The sequence below is a fragment of the Albibacillus kandeliae genome, from assembly GCF_003116585.1.
Classification (GTDB): domain Bacteria; phylum Pseudomonadota; class Alphaproteobacteria; order Rhodobacterales; family Rhodobacteraceae; genus Albibacillus; species Albibacillus kandeliae.
Window position 1 is genome coordinate 697,664 of record NZ_QEHM01000001.1, and the last position, 19,510, is coordinate 717,173.

20 protein-coding genes are annotated in these 19,510 nt (G+C 66.9%); 6 read left to right on the forward strand and 14 right to left on the reverse strand.

Going from position 1 to position 19,510, the window contains the following annotated elements; translation table 11 throughout:
- Nucleotides 1–68 precede the first annotated feature (68 nt).
- Together DDT93_RS03245 and DDT93_RS03250 are read right to left on the reverse strand one after the other, a co-directional pair.
- Entirely contained in the window at nt 69–719 is a 651-nt protein-coding gene (locus DDT93_RS03245) for a DsbA family oxidoreductase (RefSeq protein ID WP_109464345.1), read from the reverse strand.
- The gene (locus DDT93_RS03250) at nt 716–2,236 is read right to left on the reverse strand and encodes a class I adenylate-forming enzyme family protein (RefSeq protein WP_109464346.1); all 1,521 of its coding nucleotides are present in this window, start codon (nt 2,234–2,236) and stop codon (nt 716–718) included. The genes DDT93_RS03245 and DDT93_RS03250 overlap by 4 nt, the downstream gene beginning before the upstream one ends.
- A gap of 66 nt (nt 2,237–2,302) precedes the next feature.
- Here DDT93_RS03250 and DDT93_RS03255 point away from each other — a divergent pair, with 66 nt between their 5' ends.
- Nucleotides 2,303–2,926 carry a helix-turn-helix domain-containing protein gene (locus DDT93_RS03255; protein ID WP_109464347.1) on the forward strand — a complete coding sequence of 208 codons (624 nt, stop codon included), beginning with the start codon at nt 2,303–2,305 and terminating at the stop codon, nt 2,924–2,926.
- Nucleotides 2,927–2,932: 6 nt separating this feature from the next.
- Here the strand turns inward: DDT93_RS03255 and DDT93_RS03260 are convergent, their stop codons facing one another.
- From DDT93_RS03260 to DDT93_RS03280, 5 genes are all read right to left on the reverse strand, one after another.
- Complete coding sequence (locus DDT93_RS03260; RefSeq protein ID WP_109464348.1) at nt 2,933–3,178, reverse strand: hypothetical protein; 246 nt, start codon at nt 3,176–3,178, stop codon at nt 2,933–2,935.
- A gap of 100 nt (nt 3,179–3,278) precedes the next feature.
- Nucleotides 3,279–3,944 (reverse strand): aquaporin, encoded by a 666-nt coding sequence (locus DDT93_RS03265; RefSeq protein ID WP_109464349.1) that lies wholly within the window; start codon nt 3,942–3,944, stop codon nt 3,279–3,281.
- Nucleotides 3,941–4,417, reverse strand: a complete 477-nt coding sequence (locus DDT93_RS03270; protein WP_109464350.1) for an arsenate reductase ArsC — start codon at nt 4,415–4,417, stop codon at nt 3,941–3,943. The genes DDT93_RS03265 and DDT93_RS03270 overlap by 4 nt, the downstream gene beginning before the upstream one ends.
- Nucleotides 4,418–4,498: 81 nt before the next feature.
- Nucleotides 4,499–5,329: an arsenate reductase/protein-tyrosine-phosphatase family protein gene (locus DDT93_RS03275; RefSeq protein WP_109464351.1), complete on the reverse strand. Its 831-nt coding sequence runs from the start codon at nt 5,327–5,329 to the stop codon at nt 4,499–4,501.
- A gap of 32 nt (nt 5,330–5,361) precedes the next feature.
- Nucleotides 5,362–7,119: an extracellular solute-binding protein gene (locus DDT93_RS03280; RefSeq protein ID WP_232825357.1), complete on the reverse strand. Its 1,758-nt coding sequence runs from the start codon at nt 7,117–7,119 to the stop codon at nt 5,362–5,364.
- A 674-nt stretch (nt 7,120–7,793) separates the two neighbouring features.
- Here DDT93_RS03280 and DDT93_RS03285 point away from each other — a divergent pair.
- The gene (locus tag DDT93_RS03285; protein ID WP_109464353.1) at nt 7,794–8,567 is read left to right on the forward strand and encodes a 3-hydroxybutyrate dehydrogenase; all 774 of its coding nucleotides are present in this window, start codon (nt 7,794–7,796) and stop codon (nt 8,565–8,567) included.
- A 65-nt stretch (nt 8,568–8,632) separates the two neighbouring features.
- Here the strand turns inward: DDT93_RS03285 and DDT93_RS03290 are convergent, their stop codons facing one another.
- Entirely contained in the window at nt 8,633–9,124 is a 492-nt protein-coding gene (locus DDT93_RS03290; RefSeq protein ID WP_408607909.1) for a L,D-transpeptidase, read from the reverse strand.
- A gap of 228 nt (nt 9,125–9,352) precedes the next feature.
- On the opposite strand from DDT93_RS03290, the gene DDT93_RS03295 reads away from it, so the two are divergent.
- Complete coding sequence (locus DDT93_RS03295) at nt 9,353–10,408, forward strand: patatin-like phospholipase family protein (protein ID WP_109464355.1); 1,056 nt, start codon at nt 9,353–9,355, stop codon at nt 10,406–10,408.
- A gap of 6 nt (nt 10,409–10,414) precedes the next feature.
- On the opposite strand, the gene DDT93_RS03300 is transcribed toward DDT93_RS03295, so the two are convergent.
- The 3 genes from DDT93_RS03300 to DDT93_RS03310 are packed head-to-tail and all read right to left on the reverse strand — an operon-like array spanning nt 10,415 to nt 14,503.
- Nucleotides 10,415–11,470, reverse strand: coding sequence for a lipocalin-like domain-containing protein (locus DDT93_RS03300; protein ID WP_109464356.1), 1,056 nt, complete (start codon nt 11,468–11,470; stop codon nt 10,415–10,417).
- Nucleotides 11,460–13,856 carry an FtsX-like permease family protein gene (locus tag DDT93_RS03305; RefSeq protein ID WP_109464357.1) on the reverse strand — a complete coding sequence of 799 codons (2,397 nt, stop codon included), beginning with the start codon at nt 13,854–13,856 and terminating at the stop codon, nt 11,460–11,462. The genes DDT93_RS03300 and DDT93_RS03305 overlap by 11 nt, the downstream gene beginning before the upstream one ends.
- A complete protein-coding gene (locus DDT93_RS03310; RefSeq protein ID WP_109464358.1) occupies nt 13,853–14,503 on the reverse strand; it encodes an ABC transporter ATP-binding protein in 651 nt (216 codons plus the stop codon). Before DDT93_RS03310 ends, DDT93_RS03305 begins: the two co-directional genes overlap by 4 nt.
- Nucleotides 14,504–14,666: 163 nt before the next feature.
- Between DDT93_RS03310 and DDT93_RS03315 the strand changes: the two genes are divergently transcribed.
- Complete coding sequence (locus tag DDT93_RS03315; RefSeq protein ID WP_157960086.1) at nt 14,667–14,996, forward strand: hypothetical protein; 330 nt, start codon at nt 14,667–14,669, stop codon at nt 14,994–14,996.
- Between the two features lie 59 nt (nt 14,997–15,055).
- On the opposite strand, the gene DDT93_RS03320 is transcribed toward DDT93_RS03315, so the two are convergent.
- Entirely contained in the window at nt 15,056–16,189 is a 1,134-nt protein-coding gene (locus DDT93_RS03320) for an acetoin utilization protein AcuC (protein ID WP_198654755.1), read from the reverse strand.
- Nucleotides 16,190–16,291: 102 nt separating this feature from the next.
- Between DDT93_RS03320 and DDT93_RS03325 the strand changes: the two genes are divergently transcribed.
- Both DDT93_RS03325 and DDT93_RS26375 read left to right on the forward strand, forming a co-directional pair.
- Nucleotides 16,292–17,218, forward strand: coding sequence for a YihY/virulence factor BrkB family protein (locus tag DDT93_RS03325; RefSeq protein WP_109464361.1), 927 nt, complete (start codon nt 16,292–16,294; stop codon nt 17,216–17,218).
- A gap of 100 nt (nt 17,219–17,318) precedes the next feature.
- Complete coding sequence (locus tag DDT93_RS26375) at nt 17,319–17,585, forward strand: hypothetical protein (protein ID WP_157960087.1); 267 nt, start codon at nt 17,319–17,321, stop codon at nt 17,583–17,585.
- On the opposite strand, the gene DDT93_RS03330 is transcribed toward DDT93_RS26375, so the two are convergent.
- Nucleotides 17,529–18,245, reverse strand: a complete 717-nt coding sequence (locus DDT93_RS03330) for an RlmE family RNA methyltransferase (protein ID WP_109464746.1) — start codon at nt 18,243–18,245, stop codon at nt 17,529–17,531. The genes DDT93_RS26375 and DDT93_RS03330 overlap by 57 nt on opposite strands.
- A gap of 144 nt (nt 18,246–18,389) precedes the next feature.
- Nucleotides 18,390–19,502: a Ppx/GppA phosphatase family protein gene (locus DDT93_RS03335; protein ID WP_109464362.1), complete on the reverse strand. Its 1,113-nt coding sequence runs from the start codon at nt 19,500–19,502 to the stop codon at nt 18,390–18,392.
- Nucleotides 19,503–19,510 lie beyond the last annotated feature (8 nt).

A 19,510-nucleotide genomic window follows, 5' to 3' on the forward strand; every position in this document is an offset into this window, starting at 1 on the left:
GAACAGGTTAAGAAATGGGCGGTGCGCAATGAAAGCCGGGAATGGTCGTCGCGCCGGGCGCGCGGACGTCAGGCGTCGAGCTGCTGGGAGAGTTCCTCGATGACCTTCAGCCACAGCTCCGGCGGCTGGGCGCCGGGCACCGCGTGCTTGCCCCCGACGATGAAGGTCGGCACCGAGTTCACACCCATCTCGCGGGCGCTGGCGTCGCGGTCGATGATGTTCTGGCGGTCCGCATCCGAGCCCAGAAGCCGCAGGATCACCGAGGCGTCCAGCCCGATGCCATCGGCGATATCGCCCAGCACTTCGTGGTCACCGATATCACGGCCCTCGACGAAATAGGCGCGGAACAGGGCGTCGACCGCGTCGTGCTGCTTGTGCTCGATCCCGGCCCAGTGGATCAGCCGGTGGGCGTCCAGCGTGTTCGGCGTACGCTGCATCGCCTCGAAGTTGATCTCGAGCCCGGCGGACCTGGCATGTTCCACCACCGGCGCATAGGCGCGGACCGCGCCCTCCTGGCCGCCGAACTTGGCCTCGAGGTAGGCGCGACGGTCCATGCCTCCCTCGGGCATCTCGGGGTTCAGCTGGAACGGATGCCACTGGATCACGAAGGGATGGTCCGGCACCTGCGCCAGCGCCTTCTCCAGATGGGTCTTGCCGATGTAGCACCAGGGGCAGATCGGGTCGGACAGGATGTCGAGGGCGACGGTTTGCACGGTCATGCGGCGGGACCTTCGAAATAGGGTTTCAGCGCGCGGCGCAGCAGTTTCCCGTTGGCGCCGGTCGGCAGCGCAGGAAGGTGGCGATAGGCGCGGGGTTGCTTGTAACGGGCAAGCCGTTCGGCAGCATAGGCCTTGAGGGCGGCCTCGTCCAGTTCGGCAGGTCCGGAGTAGAAGGCCACGATGATGCGCGCGTCTTCCTTGATCTCCACGTCGGTCACGCCGACCTGCTCAATCCCCGGGTAGCCGGTCAGCGCGGATTCCACCTCGACCGGAGAGACCCGGTAGCCACCCGCGTTCATCATGTCGTCATCGCGCCCGAGGTAGGTGACCTGTCCGTCGATTGCCATAGCGCCCTGATCGCCGGTCAGGAACCAGTCTCCCTGCATCCGCGCTGCGGTGTCCTCGGGGGCGTTCAGGTAGCCCAGCATCAGGCCGGGGTCATCGCGGCGTACTGCGATGGTACCCGGTTCGCCCTGCGCGACGGGCTGGCCGTCATGGCCGAGGATCGCGATGCGCCGGCCTTGCTGCGGCTGGCCGAGCGCATGGCCGCGCGCGGGGCGCTCCGGGCAGGAGGAAATGAAGGTCGAACACTCCGACATGCCGTAGGCCTCGTAAAGCTCGGTGCCGGTCGCGGCCTTCCAGCTTTCGTGCAGCTTGGGCGAGAGCTTCTCCCCTGCGGCGAGCCCGTGTCGGAGATTGGGAAGATCGAGCGCCACGTTGTCCTGCATCAGCTTGCGGAAAACGCCCGGCGCAGCGGCGAAGATGGTCGCCCCGTGGTCCCGCAGCAGGGCGGGCAGGGCAGAGGGATCGGTGCCCGCCTCGGGGATCAAAGCGGTGGCGCCCATGGTCCAGGGATCCATCAGACCGGTGCCAAGCGTGTAGGTCCAGTTGAAGGCGCCCGCATGGCACAACCGGTCCTCCGGCGTCAGGCCGTACCAGCCCTGCATCATCATCTGGCGCGCCCAGATGGCGCGATGTGCGTGGGCGACGGCGCGCGGCTTGCCCGAGGTGCCCGACGTATAGACCACATAGGCCATGCGCTCCGGGTCGCCGAGGGCATAGTCGCAGGGGGCGAGTAGCCGCATGGCGCGCAGCGCGTCGAGGCCGATGGTCCGGTCGTGCGGCGCGCTCGCGACCTCAGGGTCGCGCAGGACGGCGGCGGGCTTGAGCTCCGCGATGATCCGGGCGGTCTCGGGTTCGGTCAACTGCGAGGAGGTCGGCACCGGCACGATCCCGGCGGCGATGGCGCCGAGGTAGGCGATGGGAAAGTCCACCGTATTGCCCAGCCGCATCAGGACGATATCGCCGGGGTTCAGCCCGGCTTCGAGGAGGCCGGTGCCGGTGCCACGCACGGCCGCTTCGAGTTGCGCGTAGGTCCAGTCGGAAGAGCCCGCGGTGGCGATCACTGAAAGCGCGGTCTTCTGCGGGGCCGCAGGCGCCTGTGACAGCACGTGCGCCGCCAGGTTGAAGGGCGCGGGGCAGGGCGGCGGCGGGCCTTGATCGAAGAGCGAGAGCATGGTCCGTGGCTAGCGCCTCACCGTGGCCGTTGCAAGCGTGTCTGGCGCCGCCTATAGAAGCTGATCATGACCGAGCGCGACCCGAAATCCCTGATCCGCATTGCCCATGCCAAGGGCGGTGAAACGAGCGGCGAACCGCTTGACCTGGGCGCGCGTGTGCGCGAGCTGCGCAAGGAACGGGACTGGACACTGGAACAGGCGGCCAATCAGGCCGGGCTGGCGCGCTCGACGCTCTCGAAGATCGAGAACGGGCAGATGTCGCCGACCTACGAGGCTTTGAAGAAGCTGGCGACGGGCCTGCAGATCTCGGTGCCGCAGCTGTTCACGCCGCCGCAGAAGGATCAGGTCAACGGGCGCATGGCGGTGACCAAGGCCGAGAACGGTCAGGCGCTGGCCACGGCGACCTACGAACATACGCTGCTGGCCGAGACCCTGACCAAGAAACAGATGCTGCCCTATCGTGCCCGGGTGCGGGCGCGCAGTATGGAAGAGTTCGACGGCTGGGTGCGTCACGACGGCGAGGAATTCCTCTATGTCCTGACCGGGGTCATCACGCTCTACACCGAATTCTACGAGCCGATCGAAATGCGGCGCGGCGACAGCGCTTATTACGACGCGACCATGGGGCACAACGTGGTCTCGGTCAGTCCCGAGGATGCGACAATCCTCTGGGTTACGTCACTGGTCTGAGTGGGATCAGGAGGCGCGGCGGACTTGAACCGGTTCGCGCAGTTCGCCTGCAAGGGTTTCGATATAAAGGAAATCCTCGAACTCTTCGCGGGCTTCTGTGAGGGAAAGGTCGTGGGTGAGGGCCAGGTAAGCTTCGAAGTCACAGCGGTCGCGGCAGGTCCGGACCATGCAATCCGGTTCCAGACGCGGGAACCTGTTGCGTAGTCGTACGGACCATCGCGGCCAGTCGTTCGTGATGTCGGACCAGTTCATTTGGCAGAACCGTCGTTTCCCCAAGGTGCACGTTTAACGGTATCCCTGCCCGGAAATTAATATATGCGACGTTTTGACGCAGCGCGAAATCGTGCCAGTGTCATCCGGCGGGTGTCTCCTCGAACAGTTTGCGCAGCAGCGGGACGGCGATACAGGCGGTCGCGAGCTGCACCACGATGAACATGGGCGCATGGGCGGGATAGATCCCGGCGAAGGTGTCGGAGAAGGCGCGCGCGAGCGTGACGGCCGGGTTGGCAAAGCTGGTCGAGGCAGTGAACCAGTAGGCGCCGGTGATGTAGAGCGCGACCAGGGTCGGCACGGCCTCGGGGCGCGATCTAAGCCCCCCGAAAATAACGAAGAGCAGCCCGAAGGTGGCCAGGCTCTCGGACCACCACTGGGCAAGGCCGGTGCGGTGCATCGTCTGCGATTGCTGCAGGATGGGAAGGTCGAACATCAGGTGGGTGGCCCAAACCCCGAGCAGCCCGCCCGCCACCTGCGCCAGCACGTAGAGCAGCGCGCTGTTCCGGTCGATCTCGCCGCGCAGGGCAAAGGCGAGGGTCACCGCCGGGTTGAAGTGGGCGCCCGAGATCGGCCCGAGGGTGGTGATGATCGCGAAGAGCATGCAGCCGGTCGCGATCGCGTTCGCCAGCAGGGCCACCGCCGTGTTGCCCTGTGCGAGGGTTTCGCCCATTATTCCCGACCCGATCACGCCGACCAGCAGCATCCCGGTGCCGAGCGCTTCGGCGGCCAGCTTGCGCGCGATCATGCGATCTTTCCGATCCGGTCGAGTTCCGCGACGAGCTCCGCGCGCGGCAGCCCCTCGATATCGAGCGCGAGGAACGCGTCGGCCCGGCGGCCCAGGATCTCGTAGGCGTCGCGGAAGGCGGCTGGTTGATCCTGCGGTGCCGCGGCGGCCGGATCTTCCACGCCCCAGTGCGCGCGAACCGGTACGCCCGGCCAGATCGGGCAGGTTTCCTCGGCGGCGGACCCGCAGACCGTGATCACCGCGTCCATCTTCGGTGCGCCGGGTGCGGCGAATTCATCCCAGCTCTTGGAGCGTGCCGCCGAGACGTCGTGGCCCTCGGCGTTCAGCAGGGCGATGGATTGCCGGTGCACCTTGCCAGCGGGTTGCGAGCCCGCCGAGTAGGCGGTGACCCGTCCCTTGCCCCGGGTGTTGAGCAGCGACTCGAGCAGGATCGAGCGGGCGGAGTTTCCGGTGCAGAGCACGAGGATGTTCATCGGGTAAAACCTTTGCAGTCAGGGCGGGCGTTGCGCACCCTCGATAGATCAGCGGTATGACGATTGATTGCGGCGGGGGCGTCACTTGGCCCCGGTGCGGCCGATGTCGTCCAGCCGGTGTTGCAGCGAAATGCGGTCCAGCGTTTCCCACGGCAGGTTCACGAAGGCCGAGATCCGGTTCTTCAGCACCCCGTAGGCTTGCTGGAACGCCAGCTTTTTCTGGGCCTCTGTGCCTGTTGCCTTGACCGGGTCGGGCTGGCCCCAATGCGCGCTGATGGGCTGGCCGGGCCATGCCGGGCATTCCTCGTTCGCCGCACGGTCGCAGACGGTGAAGACAAAGTCGAACTCCGGCGTTCCCGGCTCCCGGTAGAGTTCGGTGGACTTGGACGCGAGCTGAGAGACGTCATGGCCCTTGTGGTCGAGCAGTTCGACGACGAACGGGTGCGGCGCACTGCTGGGGTGGGTTCCGGCGGAATAGGCGTTGAAGCGCGCGCCGCCCTCGGTTCGCAGGATGGCCTCGGCCATGATCGACCGGGCCGAGTTGCCGGTGCAGATGAAGAGCACGTTCATGGGCCTGTCAGACATCGTCTTCTCCTCCGAAAGACCACCCTGCGGGAGGCAGAGGTCCGGCCTGTTCTGGCAGCAATCCTGAAGCAGTGTCCCGAAAAGGCCCCGCAGGCTGTCGAGGTCGGCGGCATAGCGCAGCGAGGTGCCCTCGCGGCTCTGCGTGATCAGGTCAGCCGCCTTGAGCGCGGACAGGTAGACCGAGGCGGTCGACGGCTTGATGTCGAGCGCGTCGGTGATCTCGCCCGCCGGCACGGCGTCGGGATAACGCCGCATCAGCAGGCGGAACACGTCCAGACGGCGTGGGTGGGCCAGAGCGGCGAGTTTATCGGGAATCGTTATTTCCATATTTCATGAAATATGGAAATAACGATCTCTCGTCAATCAGGATCGTACCACCAGACCTCGGGGAGGAAGCCCGGGATATCGCCATAGAGCGGCGTGTGCTCGGGGTACTTGAGGGCCTTGATATGCGCGATCCGGTCCGGCCCGTACTGCCAGAGCGGGATTACGTAGCGACCCGTCGTCAGCACCCGGTCCAGCGCGCGGGCGGCGGCAATGAAATCTTCCTGGCTTCGGGCGTTCAGCAGCGTGTCGATCAGCCCGTCCACGGCCGGGGATTTCACGCCCATCATGTTGCGGCTGCCGGGTTCGTCGGCCGCGGCGCTGCCCCAGTAGAGGCGCTGTTCGTTGCCGGGGGAGAGCGAGAGGTCGCGGCGGAAGGCGGTGATGTCGAAATCTTGCGAGGCTTCCCGCGCGGCGTATTGGGCATTGTCCACCCGGTCGATCCGCAAGGAGATGCCCAGCCGGGACAATGCCTTGGCATAGATGTCGATGATCGACTGGTTCTGCGTATCTCCCTGACGCAGCAGGACGGTGAAGCCGAGGGGCCGGCCATCCGGCCCGATCCGGGCACCATCCTTCACCGACAGTCCCGCTTCGGTCAGCAGGTCAGCGGCCTTGCGCAGGTTGTCGCGGTTGCGTTCGGTGCCGTTGCCCACGGGCATGGCGTAGCCCTCCAGAGCACCGGGCAGCAGGATGTCCTCGTAGGGCATCAGCATCTCGCGCACGCGCCCCTCGGCCGGTCCTGGCTGCATGGCGAGCGGTGAGTTGTCGAAGTAGCTCTCGCTCCGGGGCTGGTGGCCACCGGTGAAGGTCTCGTTGATGAACTCGTAGTTGAAGGCTTCGAGCAGCGCCTGCCGCACGCGCCAGTCGTCCAGCGGCGGACGTCGGCTGTTCATCACGAAGCCGGTCATGGCGGCAGGGCGCTGGTGCTGGATCTCGGACTTCACGATATCGCCGCGCATTACCGCGGGGAAATTGTACTGGCTGTTCCACGTTTCGGCATTGGTTTCGCGGACGGCACTGAGGATGCCGCCTTTGAAGGCTTCGAACAGGACCGTGTCGTCGCCGAAGAACTCGAGCTTGATCTCGTCGAAGTTCATGGTGCCGCGGCGGAAGGGCAGGTCGTTGCCCCAGTAGTCCGGGTTGCGGGTCAGGGTCACGGTGCGCCCGGCCTCGTAGGCGGTCACCACGTAGGGCGCCGTGCCGATGGGAATTTCGGGCAGGGGCGCATTGGCGAAATCCTTGCCCTCCCACTGGGCCTTTTTCAGGATCGGGCGCATCCCGGCCAGAAGGGCCAGTTCGCGGTTGTCGCTGTTGAAGGTCAGCCGGACCGTCCGGTCGCCGGTCTGCTCGATGCTGTCGACCTGGCTCCAGAAGCCCCGGTAGCGCAGGTGCCCTTCGGTGCCGAGCGTGCGGTAGGACCAGATCACGTCATCGACCGTCACGGGGCTGCCATCCGAGAACCTGGCCTCGGGGCGGAGGGTGAATTCCACCCAGCTGCGGTCGGGCGCGGTCTCGACCGATTCGGCGAGCAGGCCGTAGAGGGTGAAGGGCTCGTCCAGCGAACGGTCCATCAGGGACTCGTAGGCAAGGAAGCGCAACTGCCAGGGGGGTGTACCTTTAGTAGTAAAGGAGTTCAGCGTGTCGAAGCCGCCGGTATTGCCGAACACGGCCCGTCCGCCCTTGGGCGCATCGGGATTGGCGTAAGGCAGGGACACAAAATCGGGTGGGAGCGCGGGCGCGCCGTACATAGCTATGCCATGGCTGGGTTCAGCCGTGACGGCGACTCCCATGCCAAGGTTCCCGGCCGCGAGGGCGAATCCGAGTGCAGCCGCGCGCGCGCGGCGGAAAAAAACATACCCCATAATGGCAACAATTCCGCTCTGGCCTTATTTTCTTGATCCCCAAGCTAACGACGGATTCACGTCATTTCAAACTTTTAGCTTGGACGGACACTCGGAAACGCTTATAAAGGGGTCACTGCTCGATAGGTTTCTTGCCTGTATGAAACCTGCCTCAATAACTTAACGCCCGCTTCGTGCGGGCGTTTTTTTTTGCCCTTGTGATGCATTCAGCAGCCTTCTTTACATGGCTCCGCGTGTCGGAGGGTGACCCGGAGTCCGTGGGCGCCTCCCGGTGCTAGTGACAACCGCCACGACTCGAATCGCGTGCTGCCGTGGGCTCCTCCTGACGGGTTTTACGCCGACTTCCAAGGCGGCCCCGTCGCGATCACGGGGATTTTTCCGCATGGCAGCAAGAACCAGCCGAACCCTGCCTGGAGAGCGCGCACCCGGGTTACAGATTTGCAATCTCCCCGGCGCTGGGATCGACCGCAACATCAACTAGATGTGCAGGGAACGCCGGACTGCTGCGGCGCAGTATCCGTCTCCGCCGCACTATTTTCCGTTTGTTTCGCCCCTGCAGCATGGCAGGGTGCGCCTGACCTCAAATCGCAAAGGAGCTCTTCATGTCTCTCTCCGGCAAGACCGCCATCGTCACGGGTTCGAATTCGGGTATTGGTCTGGGCATCGCCTGGGAAATGGCGAAGGCCGGGGCCGATGTGGTGCTCAATTCCTTCACCGACTCCGACGAGGATCATGCGCTGGCCGAGAAGATGGCCAAGGAAACCGGCGTGAAGGTGCGCTACATCAAGGCGGACATGAGCAAGGGCGAGGAATGCCGCGCGCTGATCGAGACCGCCGGCGTCTGCGACATCCTCGTGAACAACGCCGGGATCCAGCACGTGGCGCCGATCGACGAGTTCCCGGTCGACAAGTGGAACGCAATCATCGCGATCAACCTCAACTCGGCCTTCCACACCACGGCAGCGGCGCTGCCGATGATGCGCAAGGCGGGCTGGGGCCGGGTGGTCAACATCGCCTCTGCACATGGTCTGACGGCTTCGCCGTTCAAGGGGGCCTACGTGGCGGCCAAGCACGGCATCGTCGGCATGACCAAGGTGGTGGCGCTGGAAACCGCACGCGAGCCGATCACCTGCAACGCCATCTGCCCGGGTTACGTTCTGACCCCGCTGGTCGAGGCGCAGATCCCCGACACCATGGAGAAGTACAAGATGGGCCGTGACGAGGTGATCGAGAAGGTCATGCTGGAGCGACAGCCGTCGAAGGAGTTCGCGACGGTCGAGCAGCTGGGGGGCACGGCGGTGTTCCTGTGCTCGGATGCGGCGGCCCAGATCACCGGCACCACGATCAGCGTCGACGGGGGCTGGACCGCGCTCTGATGCGGGGCGCGCGTGCCCGGGCCATTGGCAGTAACGCCGAGGCCCGGGCGGTGCGTCAGCTCTGCTCAGATGATGCGGACCTGGGTTCCGATCGGGGTGATCTCGAACAGTTCGGCAATCTTTTCGTTGTAGAGGCCGATGCAGCCGTCGGAAGACCGGCGGCCGATCTTGCGGGTGTCGTGGGTGCCATGGATCAGGTAGGCGGGCCAGCTGAGGTACATCGCGTGGGTTCCGAGCGGGTTGCCGGGGCCCGGGGGCATGTATTTCAGTTCCGGGTTGCGCTCGATCATCGAGGGCGTCGGGGTCCAGTCCGGACCGACCCGCTTGCGCACCACCTTGGTATAGCCGCGCTTGGTCAGTTCGTCGGTCAACGGCACCGACGTCGGGTAGATGCGGTAGTCGGAGGCGTCGGCATTCCAGTAATGCAGGGCGCGGGACCGGGTGTCGCAGACGATGGAGGCCACGCCGAGGCTGTCGAAATGGTCGCGCCAGTCCTGAGCTTCGAAACTGGAAATGTTGTTGCGGACGCCGTCCTTGACGATGGCCTCCTGCGCCATCAGCGGCGCAACGGGCAACAGGGTGGCGGAGGTCGCGACCATGAAGGTGCGGCGGGTCAGTCTGCTCATCGGGGCCTCGTGTTGTTATGGTTCGGCCCGGGTCTAACCCAGCGTGCGCGCAGGTTCATTTCACATATGCGCGATACGGAATGTTACTGACCCTGCGTGGTCCGGAAGGCGCGGCGCCGCGTAACGGTCCATGCGGGGCAGAAGGCGAAAGGAAGTCGGATGGCGGGTCGCAAGAGCAGCAGGAAGAAAGCCAAGCGGGTCAACCTCGCGCTACAGGGCGGGGGCGTGCACGGCGCGTTTACCTGGGGGGTGCTGGACCGTCTGCTCGACGAGGAAGACGTCGAGATCGCGGGGATTTCCGGCACCTCGGCGGGGGCGCTGAACGGGGCCGCCTTCAAGGCGGGGATGGTTCGCAACGGGCGCGAGGGCGCGCGCGAGGAACTGTCGAGCCTCTGGTCCAGCGTCGGCGCGGCCGACGTGCCGGGGATCGCGCGCTGGCTGGGCGAGTTCAGCATGGGGCCGGTGACCAAGGCCATCGAGTATTCGCCGATCTCGGCCTGGACCGACGCCTGGGCGCAGTTCTTCTCGCCCTACAGCTACGGCCCGTTCTACAGCAATCCGCTGCGGTCGGTGGTCGACGCGATGGATTTCGACTGTATCTGCTCCAAGGCGGCGCCCGATCTCTTCGTCTCGGCGACGCGGGTGCGGACGGGCAAGGTTCGCGTCTTTTCGGGCGAGGAAATCAGCACCGACGCGATCCTCGCCTCGGCCTGCCTGCCCACCGTGTTCCAGGCGGTCGAGATCGACGATCCGGAAACCGGCCGCTCCGAAGCCTACTGGGATGGCGGCTACACCGGGAACCCGGCGCTGTTTCCTCTGTTCCGCGAGGATCTGCCCGCGGATATCGTGATCGTGAACATCAACCCGCTGGAACGCGACATGGTGCCCGTCACGCCGCAGCAGATCGAGAGCCGGGTGAACGAGATCAGCTTCAACTCCTCGCTGCTGCGCGAGTTGCGCGCCATTGCCTTTGTCCAGCGCCTGCTGGATCAGGGGCGGCTGAAGTCGGAGGAGAAGTCGCGCGTGCTGATCCACATGATTTCGGACGATGATCTGATGAACGAACTCTCGGCTACGACCAAGATGGTTCCGAACCCTCTGATCTTCGACCGTCTGCGCGAGGCCGGGCGGGCGGCGGCGGACCGGTTCCTCGCCGCGCACAAGGATGCCCTCAACGTGCGCAGTTCGGTCGACCTAAAGGAGATGTACAGCTAGGCCGGGCTACTCGTAGCCGGTCATTTCGAGGTAACCCCGTCCGGTGTGGCTGCCGGTAATGGTCACCGGCCCCTCCCAGTAGGGAAACGAGGTGCCCATCCAGGCCTGCGGGTTCATCGCGCCGACGGTAATGTCCAGCCCGTGTGCGGGCAGCACCACGCGCCATCGGGTCGGAATGGCGCGGTCCTCGACGGTAGTGGTTTCCAGCGGTTCGAGCGTCAGCGCGCCGTCCGGCAGAGGCTTGGCGCTGCCATCGCTGCCGATCCACGTGGCCGAGGTGAAGCCCGGGCCACCGTCGCGCAGCCGGAACCCCATCATCTTGTCGCCCGAGTCGAAGCTGAGTGAGAACCAATCCCAGCCTCTCTGGTCCTCGGCGAGGGGTTGGGAGGACCATTCGCGGTCGAGCCAGCCCTGGCCGCTGACCCGGACGGTGCCACGCTCGGTCTCGATGGTTCCGGTGACCGTGTAGCCGGGCTGGGAGTAGTAGTAGCTTGCCTGTCCCTTGGGGGACTTCACCGAGTAGCCCGCGTCGCCGTGCAATACGATGGGCCCGCTGGCCTCCAGCCGGAGGTCATAAGCGAAATCCTTGCCGCGCGCGGTCAGGTGCAACTGGTCGATGCCCTTGCCGGGGGTACCGGTCATCTGCCAGTCGTCGATATGGGCGGCGAAGGGGGCGGCAGTAACACCGGCCTGCCCGATGCCGCCGCGCGCGAGCCGTTCGGCCACGTGATGCCGGTCGGGCTCGGTCAATGCGGCGTGCGCCATCCAGATCTGCGGGCTGCTCCAGCCGTCGCGTTCCTCCGGCGCGAGGGCCGAGCGGAACAGTGTCCACTGGATGCCGTAGTCGCGCCCGTCCTCGCCGGTCAGCGGCGCGGTCAGGTACCACCATTCGATGCGAAAGGCAGGGTGTGGGCCGTGATCCGCCGGAAAGGTCAGCGCCCGGCCTCTCTCGGGGATCGCAAAGCCCTCGGCCGTGGTGCCGAGACCGGCAAAGCCCTGTGCCAGCGCGCCGAATGGGAGACCACAGAGGAGAAGGGCGAGGAGACGGCGCCTAGCGTTCATTGGCGAAGATCCTCAGCAGGTGCGCAGGCGGCAGGCGGTGCAGGCGCCGGGCGGGCAGGGCGGCGGCCAGTCCGCCCGCGATGAGTGCAAGCAGGAACAGCCGCAGCCAGTCCGCCGGGAAGAGGTACATCGGCAACCGCCAGCCGAAGGCGGCCACGTTGATCACGTTCAGCAGCACCCAGGCCAGCGCCAGCCCCAGCGGCAGGGCCAGCAGGGCGGTGATCGCGGCGAGCGCAAGGCTGCGGCAGAGCTCCAGCCGCCCCAGCTGCGCGCGGGTCAGCCCAAGCGCCCAGGCGGGGGCAACCTGCGGCAGGCGCATGGTCCAGAGTGTCAGCAGCGCGGTCAGGATGGCAAACCCGGCCACGCCGAGCGTGAGGACGTTCAGGGCGCCGGTGACCACGAAGGTCTTGTCGAAGATCGCCAGGGACGAGGCCTTGAGCGCGGCCTGATCGACGATGGACTCTTCCGGCAGATCGAAGGACTGGCGCAGATCGCGGGCCAGCGCCTCGGACTTGGCAGGGTCGACGCGAATACCGAAACGGCGGTTCGGAACCTCCGGGTGGTGCGCGACGAGCGCGGGGATCGAGACCATCACCTGTCCCTTGGGGTTGCCGTAGTCCGAGTAGACCCCGGCCACCGTCAGGGTCCAGTCCGGGGCGATGGTCACCGTGTCGCCGGGCCAGAGGTTTTCGCGCCGGGCGAGCTGCTCGTTGATCAGCGCGGCCTCGCCAGCGGCGACCCGATCCCAGACGCCGGGTTCGGAGGCGATCAGCGGCCAGTTCTGACGGTAGGTGGCGTGATCGGCCACGCCGTAGAGTTCGCCGGGCTGCCCGGCGAGGGTAATCTCGGCCGAGCGCAGGGGCAGGACCGCGTCCGCCCGGCTGGCCAGCCAGCGCTCGATCGCCGCGCCCTGTTCATCGGAGGCCGCGCGAACGTAGAGTTCGGAGGCGAGGCGCTGGTCGAGCCAGCCGGTAAAGGTCAGCCGGAAGCTCGACACCATCGTGCCTACACCGATGTTCGCGGCGAGCGCTAGGAGCAGCGCCATCAGGGCAAGGGAGAGGCCGGGGAGCTGCACGCGCATGTCGGCCCAGACCCATTGCGCCACGGGGCCCTTGGCTCGCCGCTGACAGAGCTGAAGACAGGCGTCCACCAGCAGCGGCAGCAACAAGGCCGCGCCCAGCAGGAGACCCGCAAGCATCACGAAGCCGCCGGTCAGCCCCGGCATCAGCCGAAGGGCGAGATAACCCGCGAGGATCAGCGCGAGCCCTGCCAGCGCGAGGTGGCGGGCGCCGAGGCCCGAGGCGACGCTGCGCAGGGCCATACCGCTGCTGGCGAGAATGGGCAGCCTGACCAGCGCCCAGATGCCGCGCGCGCCCGCGAGCCCCGCGCCGACAACAGCCATCGCAAGTCCGCTCAGAACCCAGAGGGGGCGCAGCGTGAGGCCGCCTTCCACCGGGGCGCCGTAGAGACCGCGCAGGGTGGCGGCCACATCGGGTAGCAGCGCGGCGGCGACAAGATAGCCGAGCACCAGTCCCAGCAGCCCGGCGATGAGCGCGAGGGTCAGCAGCTCGGCAAGCACGAGGAGGGTGAGATGCCGGGCCGGGAGCCCCAGCGCGCGCAGGGTACGGAACAGCGGCCGGCGCTGTTCCATGACCAGCCCGGCGGTGCCGTGGACGATGAAGAGCCCCACGGCAAAGGAGAGCAGGCCGAAGGCGGTCAGGTTCAGGTGGAAACTGTCGGTCAGATGCGCGGCGTCCGAGGTCGCGGAGGGCGACGACAGCGACAGCTGCGGCGCGAGGTCCGCCAGTGGCGCGAGGCCCATCGGCTGGTCGGGGAGCACCAGTATCCGCGAGAGGGCACCCGGCCGGTCCAGCAGGGCTTCGGCCGTTCCGATGTCTGTCAGCACGACCCCGGCGGGAACGTCCTGCGAGAGGACCAGCCGCGGGTCGCCGTCAAAGCCTTCGGCCGTCACGCGGCTGGCGAAGAGGCGGCCCGGCGGCGTCAGGACATCCAGTGGCGCGATGCCGGAGAGCGCGGAACTGTCGGGCAGCGCCGGGTAGCTCAGCACGTCGACTCCGACGAGGCGCAGGGTGCGACCCCCGAGGCGGATGGGCCCTTCGAGCACCGGGCTCAGTTGCCACCCGGCACGGCGCAGCGCCACGTAGGTGTCGCTCGGGATCGTGCCGTCGGGCGAGGTCAGCGTCGGCCCCTGGCTCAGCCCGAGGCGGGACGCTGCGGCGGCGTAGCTTGCCCGCGCCTCGGCGTTGATCGCCTGCACCGCCGACCAAAGGCCGGTCGCCAGCGCCAGCCCGAGGATCATCGCCACCAGTTGCAGCGGCTGGCGGCGCCAGTGAGAGAGGAGGGCGAGGAAGGCCCAGCGGGTCATGCGACCTGTCCGCTGCCCAGGTGCAGCCTGCGGTCCAGCCGCGCCGCGATGCGTTCGGAATGCGTGACGAGGAACAGCGCCGCCCCGGTGTCGCGCACGAGGTCCAGCATGAGGTCCAGCACGGCGTCGCCCGTCGCTTCGTCGAGGTTGCCGGTCGGTTCATCCGCCAGCAGCAGCCTGGGCCGTAAGGCAAGGGCGCGCCCGATGGCCACCCTCTGTTGCTGACCTCCCGATAGTTGTTCGGGGTAGCGCGAGCCGAGATCGGCGAGCCCCAGCCGCTGTGCCAGCGTGGCGGTCCAGTCCGGATCGTAAGCACCGCCAAGCCGAGCGTGAAAGGCGAGGTTCTGCGCGACGGTCAGGGCAGGGATCAGGTTGAACTGCTGGAACACCAGCGCCACCGCGCCCCGCCGCAGACCCGCGCGCCCGGCTTCGTCAAGCTGCGAATAAGACGTGCCATCCAGCGTGATCTCACCGGCCTCGAAGCCGTCGAGCGCCCCCACGAGGTGCAGCAACGTGCTCTTGCCGCTGCCGCTTTCCCCGGTCAGGGCAAGCGTCTCGGACCGGTCGAGCGAGAGCGAAACGTCCTTAAGGACCGGCCGCTCGGCACCGGGGTAGGTCTTGGTCACGGATCGGACGTCTAGCAGCACACCGTTCTCCGGCAGATCTTGGCCCGCGACGGGCCGGTGGCATCCCGTCGCGGAGGATGCCGGTTTTGGCCGGGGTGTCCAGCCGTGCGGGCGGTTTTGCTACGTCGCGCCGCATCTGGCGCGCGGGCGAGGCCGGCCCTATCTTGGCGGTATGGAAAATCGCGTGCCGCTCGCCCTCAGTCTGGTCTGCCTTGCACTGGTCTTGCCACGCTCAGGGATTGCGGACATCTCTTCGGAGATGGCGCGGTCGGTCTGCGAGCGCGAGGCGCGCAATCTCAGCGGGTACTCCGGCGGTCTGGTACCGGACCTGTCCACCGGGCGGTTTTCGCTCGGCGTCAGCGGGTCTGCCTCGGTCGGCGTCGTGCGCAGCTGGGGCGACGGCCCGGGCGCCACTGCGCCAGCCCATGCCGGCGAAGGCGCACGGGAAAAACGCCGTCTGGAGCGCAAGGAGCGATACCAGCAGGTGTACGAGTCTTGCATGGCCGGAAAGTAGATATTTTTCAAGCATTAACGGGTCGAATCTGATCTGTTATGTGAGGTTTTTCGACCCCGCTAGGCCTCTGAACGGAGCCGAGCCTCCAGCTGCGAGACGCGCGTGCGGACCAACTCGCTGGCCGGAGCCCGATTGGGCGCATCGCGCAGCGTGGTGAACCAGTGCTCGGGCGGGTTGCGACCCGCACGGCGTGTACAGCTCAGCCGGCGCAACACGGCTTCGGCCTCCGATGGCAGGCGGTCGGGGATCTCGTAGCCATTCAGCACGGCCCAGACCCCGCTCCACAGCCGCCCCACCGACCAGGGATTGTACCCGCCGCCGCCGGTGACCAGCAGGCGCGGCGCGATGCGCTTCAAGGCTGCGACCGTCTCCCAGTGGGCATTGTTCGAGAAGTGGAGGCGCGAGAGCGGATCCTCCGTCACGGCGTCGGCCCCGCATTGCAGCACCACCGCCTCGGCGCGATGCCGTACCACCGCGGGCAGGATCACCCTGTCGAGCGCCTGAGCGAAGTCCTCGTCGCCGCTCTCGCGCGGGAGGGGCAGGTTGAAGACATTGCCGCATCCCCGGTCCTCCAGCGCCCCGGTGAAGGGCCACCGGCGCTCCTCGTGGGTCGAGACCAGCAGGACCTCCGGCTCGTTCTCGAAGGCGGCCTCGACGCCGTCGCAGTGATGCGCGTCGATATCCACGTAGGCGATCCGCCGCAGTCCGCGCTGGCGCAGGGTCAGGACGGCCAACACCGGGTCGTTGAAGAAACAGAAGCCCCCGGCGCGGTCGGGAAACCCGTGGTGGGTGCCGCCCGCGGGGTGATAAACGGTGTGCCCGGCGGCGACCAGGTCGGCCGCCAGCAGCGCACCGCCAGCCGAGGTTGCGGGGCGGCGGAACATCTCCGGGTAGACCGGGTTCGACAGCGTTCCGATGTGATGGCGCAGCCGGACCTCCTCGCTGACCTGCTGGCTGGCCTCGGCGGCCTGCAGCGCCGCGACATAGGCCGGGGTGTGGAAGATCTCGAGCGCCGCGGGCCGGATGCGGGGGCTGGTCCGGTAAACGCTCCGGGGCAGCCAGCCCATGGCACGCGACAGGTCGGTGACCACGGGAACGCGCGGAATCGCCAGCGGATGCGCGTGCCCATAGGTCGACCCGCGGTATATTTCGTTGCCGAGGAACAGGGGCGGTGCCGTTTCTGTGGTCGGCATGCGTTGCATCGAGGCATCCATCCGGCCATGCTGCCGCTTTTTCCGCGGTGCCGCAATCGGCAGCGGTGGTCACGGTGCCGTTATCGCACTAAGTCCTTGCCCATGCAGACCGAACGCTATCGATGGGACAGTCTACCGCGCGCCCTGCTGACCGCCTTCAAGCGGTTCGGCGGCAATCATGGTTTCATCCTGTCGAGCCATGTCGCCATGTCGATGATGCTGGCGCTGTTCCCCTTCATGCTCTTCGTGGTCTCGCTGGGCGGTGCGGTGTCGCGTGACCTGAACATCGACGACCTGATCGCGACGATCTTCGGCCTCTGGCCCGATACCATCGCCGAACCCATCGTTCGCGAGATCCGTGCCGTGCTCTCCGAGAGCAGCGGTCGCCTGATCACCGTCGGCGGGGTGCTGGCGATCTACTTCGCCTCCAACGGGGTCGACGCGGTGCGCCTGGCCGTAAGCTATGCCTACCGCGAGACCGACCCGCGCCCGTTCTGGAAGACGCGCCTGCTGTGCATCCTCTTCGTGGTGATCGGCGGGCTGCTGCTGATCCTCGCGCTGACCATCGGGCTGGGCTTGCCGACCTACCTGCGGCTGGTCACGGAAGCGATGCCGGAAGAACTGATGGACTGGGGCGACAAGATCGCCCTGATCGGCTGGCTCGAGAGCGGGCTGCTGCGCTTTCTCGTCACCCTGACGGTACTGTGCTTCGTCGTTTCGGCCTGCCACATCTGGCTACCGGGGCTGCACCTGCGGCCCCGCCAGATCTGGCCGGGGGTGGCGCTGACCATCCTGCTCTGGATCGCCGGGGTCTGGGGCTTCTCGATCTACATCAACAGGTTCGCGGCCTACAGCGCCACCTATGCCGGTCTGGCCGGGGCGATGGCGGCGCTGATCTTCCTCTACCTGCTGGCCGCCATCCTGATCCTCGGGGCCGAGTTCAACGGCGCGCTGATCCGCCAGCACCTGCCGGGCGAGGACGAGCCGGGACCGGATCCGCTCGCGCCGGACCAGGACAATTCGGATTAAACTGCACTGAATTTCCGCGTCTTCGCCCGCCCTGCGCCACGCTTCGGGCGCAATCCGGGGCGAGTGTGCCCTCCGTCGTTACGAGCGGAGACGCAGGTCAATGGAAACACTCAAGCCCGGTTCGCGCCATGGCATGCTGTTCGAACTGCTGCGACAGCAGGTGGTTTCCGATGCCTCCTCCCGTGTGGCGGCCCACCCCGAGCACGGGCTGATCGAGGCGATGCATGCCGACAGGTTCCTGTCCCGCGCCCTCAACTCGTGGAACCTCCCCGAACCCGAGGAAGAGCCGGAGGTCGGTGCGGCGCGGCAGTCAGCCCCGAAAGCCGCGGGCTACCACGAATTTTTCCGAGCTATCCGAGCGGGATGAGGGCGGCTTGACGTTCGCCACGCTGGTGAACTTCTGCTTCAGGAGCTTCTGCAATTCACCCTCGGCGCCACCGGCGAGGACCTTTGCCACGAAGGTGCCGCCTTCTTCCAGCACGTCGAAGGCCAGGTAGGCGGCAGCTTCGCACAGGGCGATGATGCGCAGGTGATCGGTCTGCTTGTGGCCCGAAGAGGCGGCGGCCATGTCGCTCATCACAACGTCGGCCTTGCCGCCCAGCCATTCCTTGACCAGTTCGTCGGCATCGTCCTGCATGAAATCGAGCTGGTGAATCTCGGCGCCCGGCAGCGGTTCGACCTCCTGCAAGTCCACGCCGAGGATGCGCCCGACAGCCTTGCCCTGCTTCTCCCCCAGAGCGTTGACCCGCTTGACCGCAACCTGCATCCAGCCCCCGGGCGCACAGCCGAGGTCGAGGACCCGGGCGCCGGGCACGAGAAAGCGGAACTTGTCGTCGAGTTCCATGATCTTGAAGGCCGCGCGCCCGCGATAGCCCTCGGCCTTGGCCCGCTGGACATAGGGATCGTTCAGCTGCCGCTGCAGCCAACGGGTCGAGCTCAGCTTGCGCCCGCGCGCGGTCTTGACCTTGACCGTGAGGTCGCGCTGTCCGCGTCCCGATGTGTTGCGTCCGTCCGGTTTCTTGGCCATCGTCTCAATCTCCTGATCCGGCGCCATAGCCTGCGGCGGTCTCTCCGGCAAGACCGCGCGGCCTGCTTCTTTGGGTCCCAAGTATCCCGGGGGTGAATTGGCCGCGAGGCCAAGAGGGGGCAGCGCCCCCTTTTCGACGCCCGATCAGAAGGGCCCGTCCTCCAGCACACCGTCCGCGCTCATCTGGGCGTAGAGCAGTCCCTCGCGCAGGCCGCGGTCGGCCACGCTCAGCCGGTCGGTTGGCCAGCAGCGCAGCAGCGCCTGCAGGATGGCGGCGCCCGACATGATCAGGGTCTGCCGGTCCTCGCCGATGCGCGGGTCGCGGCGGCGCCCGGCGGGGCCGAGTTCGAGGTAGCGGCGGATCACCTTGTCGATCTGGTCCGAGGTCATGCGCAGCCCGTCGACCTTGGTGCGGTCGTAGCGCTTGAGGCCGAGATGGCTGGCTGCCACGGTGGTCACGGTGCCCGAGGTGCCAACGATCTGGAACCCCTCACGCACCTGCTCGTCCTTGTATGGCGCGAAATCGGCGAGGTTTTCCTCGAAATACCAGCTCATCAGCGCAAAGCGCGCGGCGTCATCCTCCACGTCCGAGAACTGGTCGCGCAGGGTGGCGACGCCGAGGGGAACCGAGATCCAGTCCACCACCTTCGCGGCCGGAAAGGGGCTCTCGGGCGGGTGGAACCCGGCGTGCAGGCGCATGATGGCGCGCGGCCGGTCGCGGGCGGGCACGGATGAGATGTCGATCCAGACAAGCTCGGTCGAGCCGCCGCCGATGTCGACGACCAGCAGCTGTTCGGTCTTGGTGGAGACCAGCGGCGCGCAGGAGATCACCGCCAGCCGGGCTTCCTCCTCCGGCTGGATCACCTCCAGCGTCATGCCGGTTTCGCGCTTCACCTGGCGGATGAATTCGCGCGAGTTCTTGGCACGGCGGCAGGCCTCGGTGGTGACCAGCCGCATCCGGGTGACCTTGTTGCGCTTGAGCTTCTGCTGACAGATTCGCAGCGCCTGCACGGTGCGTGCCATGGACGAGCGCGACAGCCGACCGGTCCGCTCCAGCCCGGTGCCGAGCTGGACGGATTTCGAGAAGCTGTCGACCACATGGAAACCGCTGCCCTTGGGCTGGGCGATCAGCATGCGGCAACTGTTGGTGCCCAGGTCCAGCGCGGCATAGAGCTCGCTTGGATCGGGCGGGGTCGGCGCGGGGCTTTCGACCGCTTTCGGGAACGCGCCCGCACCAGTGGGACGCTTGGGCGCCATTTGTAACG

Bases quoted from the DNA above. Each gene is read 5' to 3' on its own strand.
- DDT93_RS03300 (WP_109464356.1), bottom strand. From the start codon at position 11,470: ATGAACGCTAGGCGCCGTCTCCTCGCCCTTCTCCTCTGTGGTCTCCCA.
- DDT93_RS03275 (WP_109464351.1), bottom strand. From the start codon at position 5,329: ATGGAAATAACGATTCCCGATAAACTCGCCGCTCTGGCCCACCCACGC.
- DDT93_RS03260 (WP_109464348.1), bottom strand. From the start codon at position 3,178: ATGAACTGGTCCGACATCACGAACGACTGGCCGCGATGGTCCGTACGA.
- DDT93_RS03245 (WP_109464345.1), bottom strand. From the start codon at position 719: ATGACCGTGCAAACCGTCGCCCTCGACATCCTGTCCGACCCGATCTGC.
- DDT93_RS26375 (WP_157960087.1), top strand. From the start codon at position 17,319: ATGGAAACACTCAAGCCCGGTTCGCGCCATGGCATGCTGTTCGAACTG.
- DDT93_RS03265 (WP_109464349.1), bottom strand. From the start codon at position 3,944: ATGATCGCGCGCAAGCTGGCCGCCGAAGCGCTCGGCACCGGGATGCTG.
- DDT93_RS03290 (WP_408607909.1), bottom strand. From the start codon at position 9,124: ATGGCGCAGGAGGCCATCGTCAAGGACGGCGTCCGCAACAACATTTCC.
- DDT93_RS03285 (WP_109464353.1), top strand. From the start codon at position 7,794: ATGTCTCTCTCCGGCAAGACCGCCATCGTCACGGGTTCGAATTCGGGT.
- DDT93_RS03305 (WP_109464357.1), bottom strand. From the start codon at position 13,856: ATGACCCGCTGGGCCTTCCTCGCCCTCCTCTCTCACTGGCGCCGCCAG.
- DDT93_RS03270 (WP_109464350.1), bottom strand. From the start codon at position 4,417: ATGAACATCCTCGTGCTCTGCACCGGAAACTCCGCCCGCTCGATCCTG.
- DDT93_RS03335 (WP_109464362.1), bottom strand. From the start codon at position 19,502: ATGGCGCCCAAGCGTCCCACTGGTGCGGGCGCGTTCCCGAAAGCGGTC.
- DDT93_RS03325 (WP_109464361.1), top strand. From the start codon at position 16,292: ATGCAGACCGAACGCTATCGATGGGACAGTCTACCGCGCGCCCTGCTG.
- DDT93_RS03255 (WP_109464347.1), top strand. From the start codon at position 2,303: ATGACCGAGCGCGACCCGAAATCCCTGATCCGCATTGCCCATGCCAAG.
- DDT93_RS03320 (WP_198654755.1), bottom strand. From the start codon at position 16,189: ATGCCGACCACAGAAACGGCACCGCCCCTGTTCCTCGGCAACGAAATA.
- DDT93_RS03330 (WP_109464746.1), bottom strand. From the start codon at position 18,245: ATGGCCAAGAAACCGGACGGACGCAACACATCGGGACGCGGACAGCGC.
- DDT93_RS03295 (WP_109464355.1), top strand. From the start codon at position 9,353: ATGGCGGGTCGCAAGAGCAGCAGGAAGAAAGCCAAGCGGGTCAACCTC.
- DDT93_RS03280 (WP_232825357.1), bottom strand. From the start codon at position 7,119: ATGGGAGTCGCCGTCACGGCTGAACCCAGCCATGGCATAGCTATGTAC.
- DDT93_RS03250 (WP_109464346.1), bottom strand. From the start codon at position 2,236: ATGCTCTCGCTCTTCGATCAAGGCCCGCCGCCGCCCTGCCCCGCGCCC.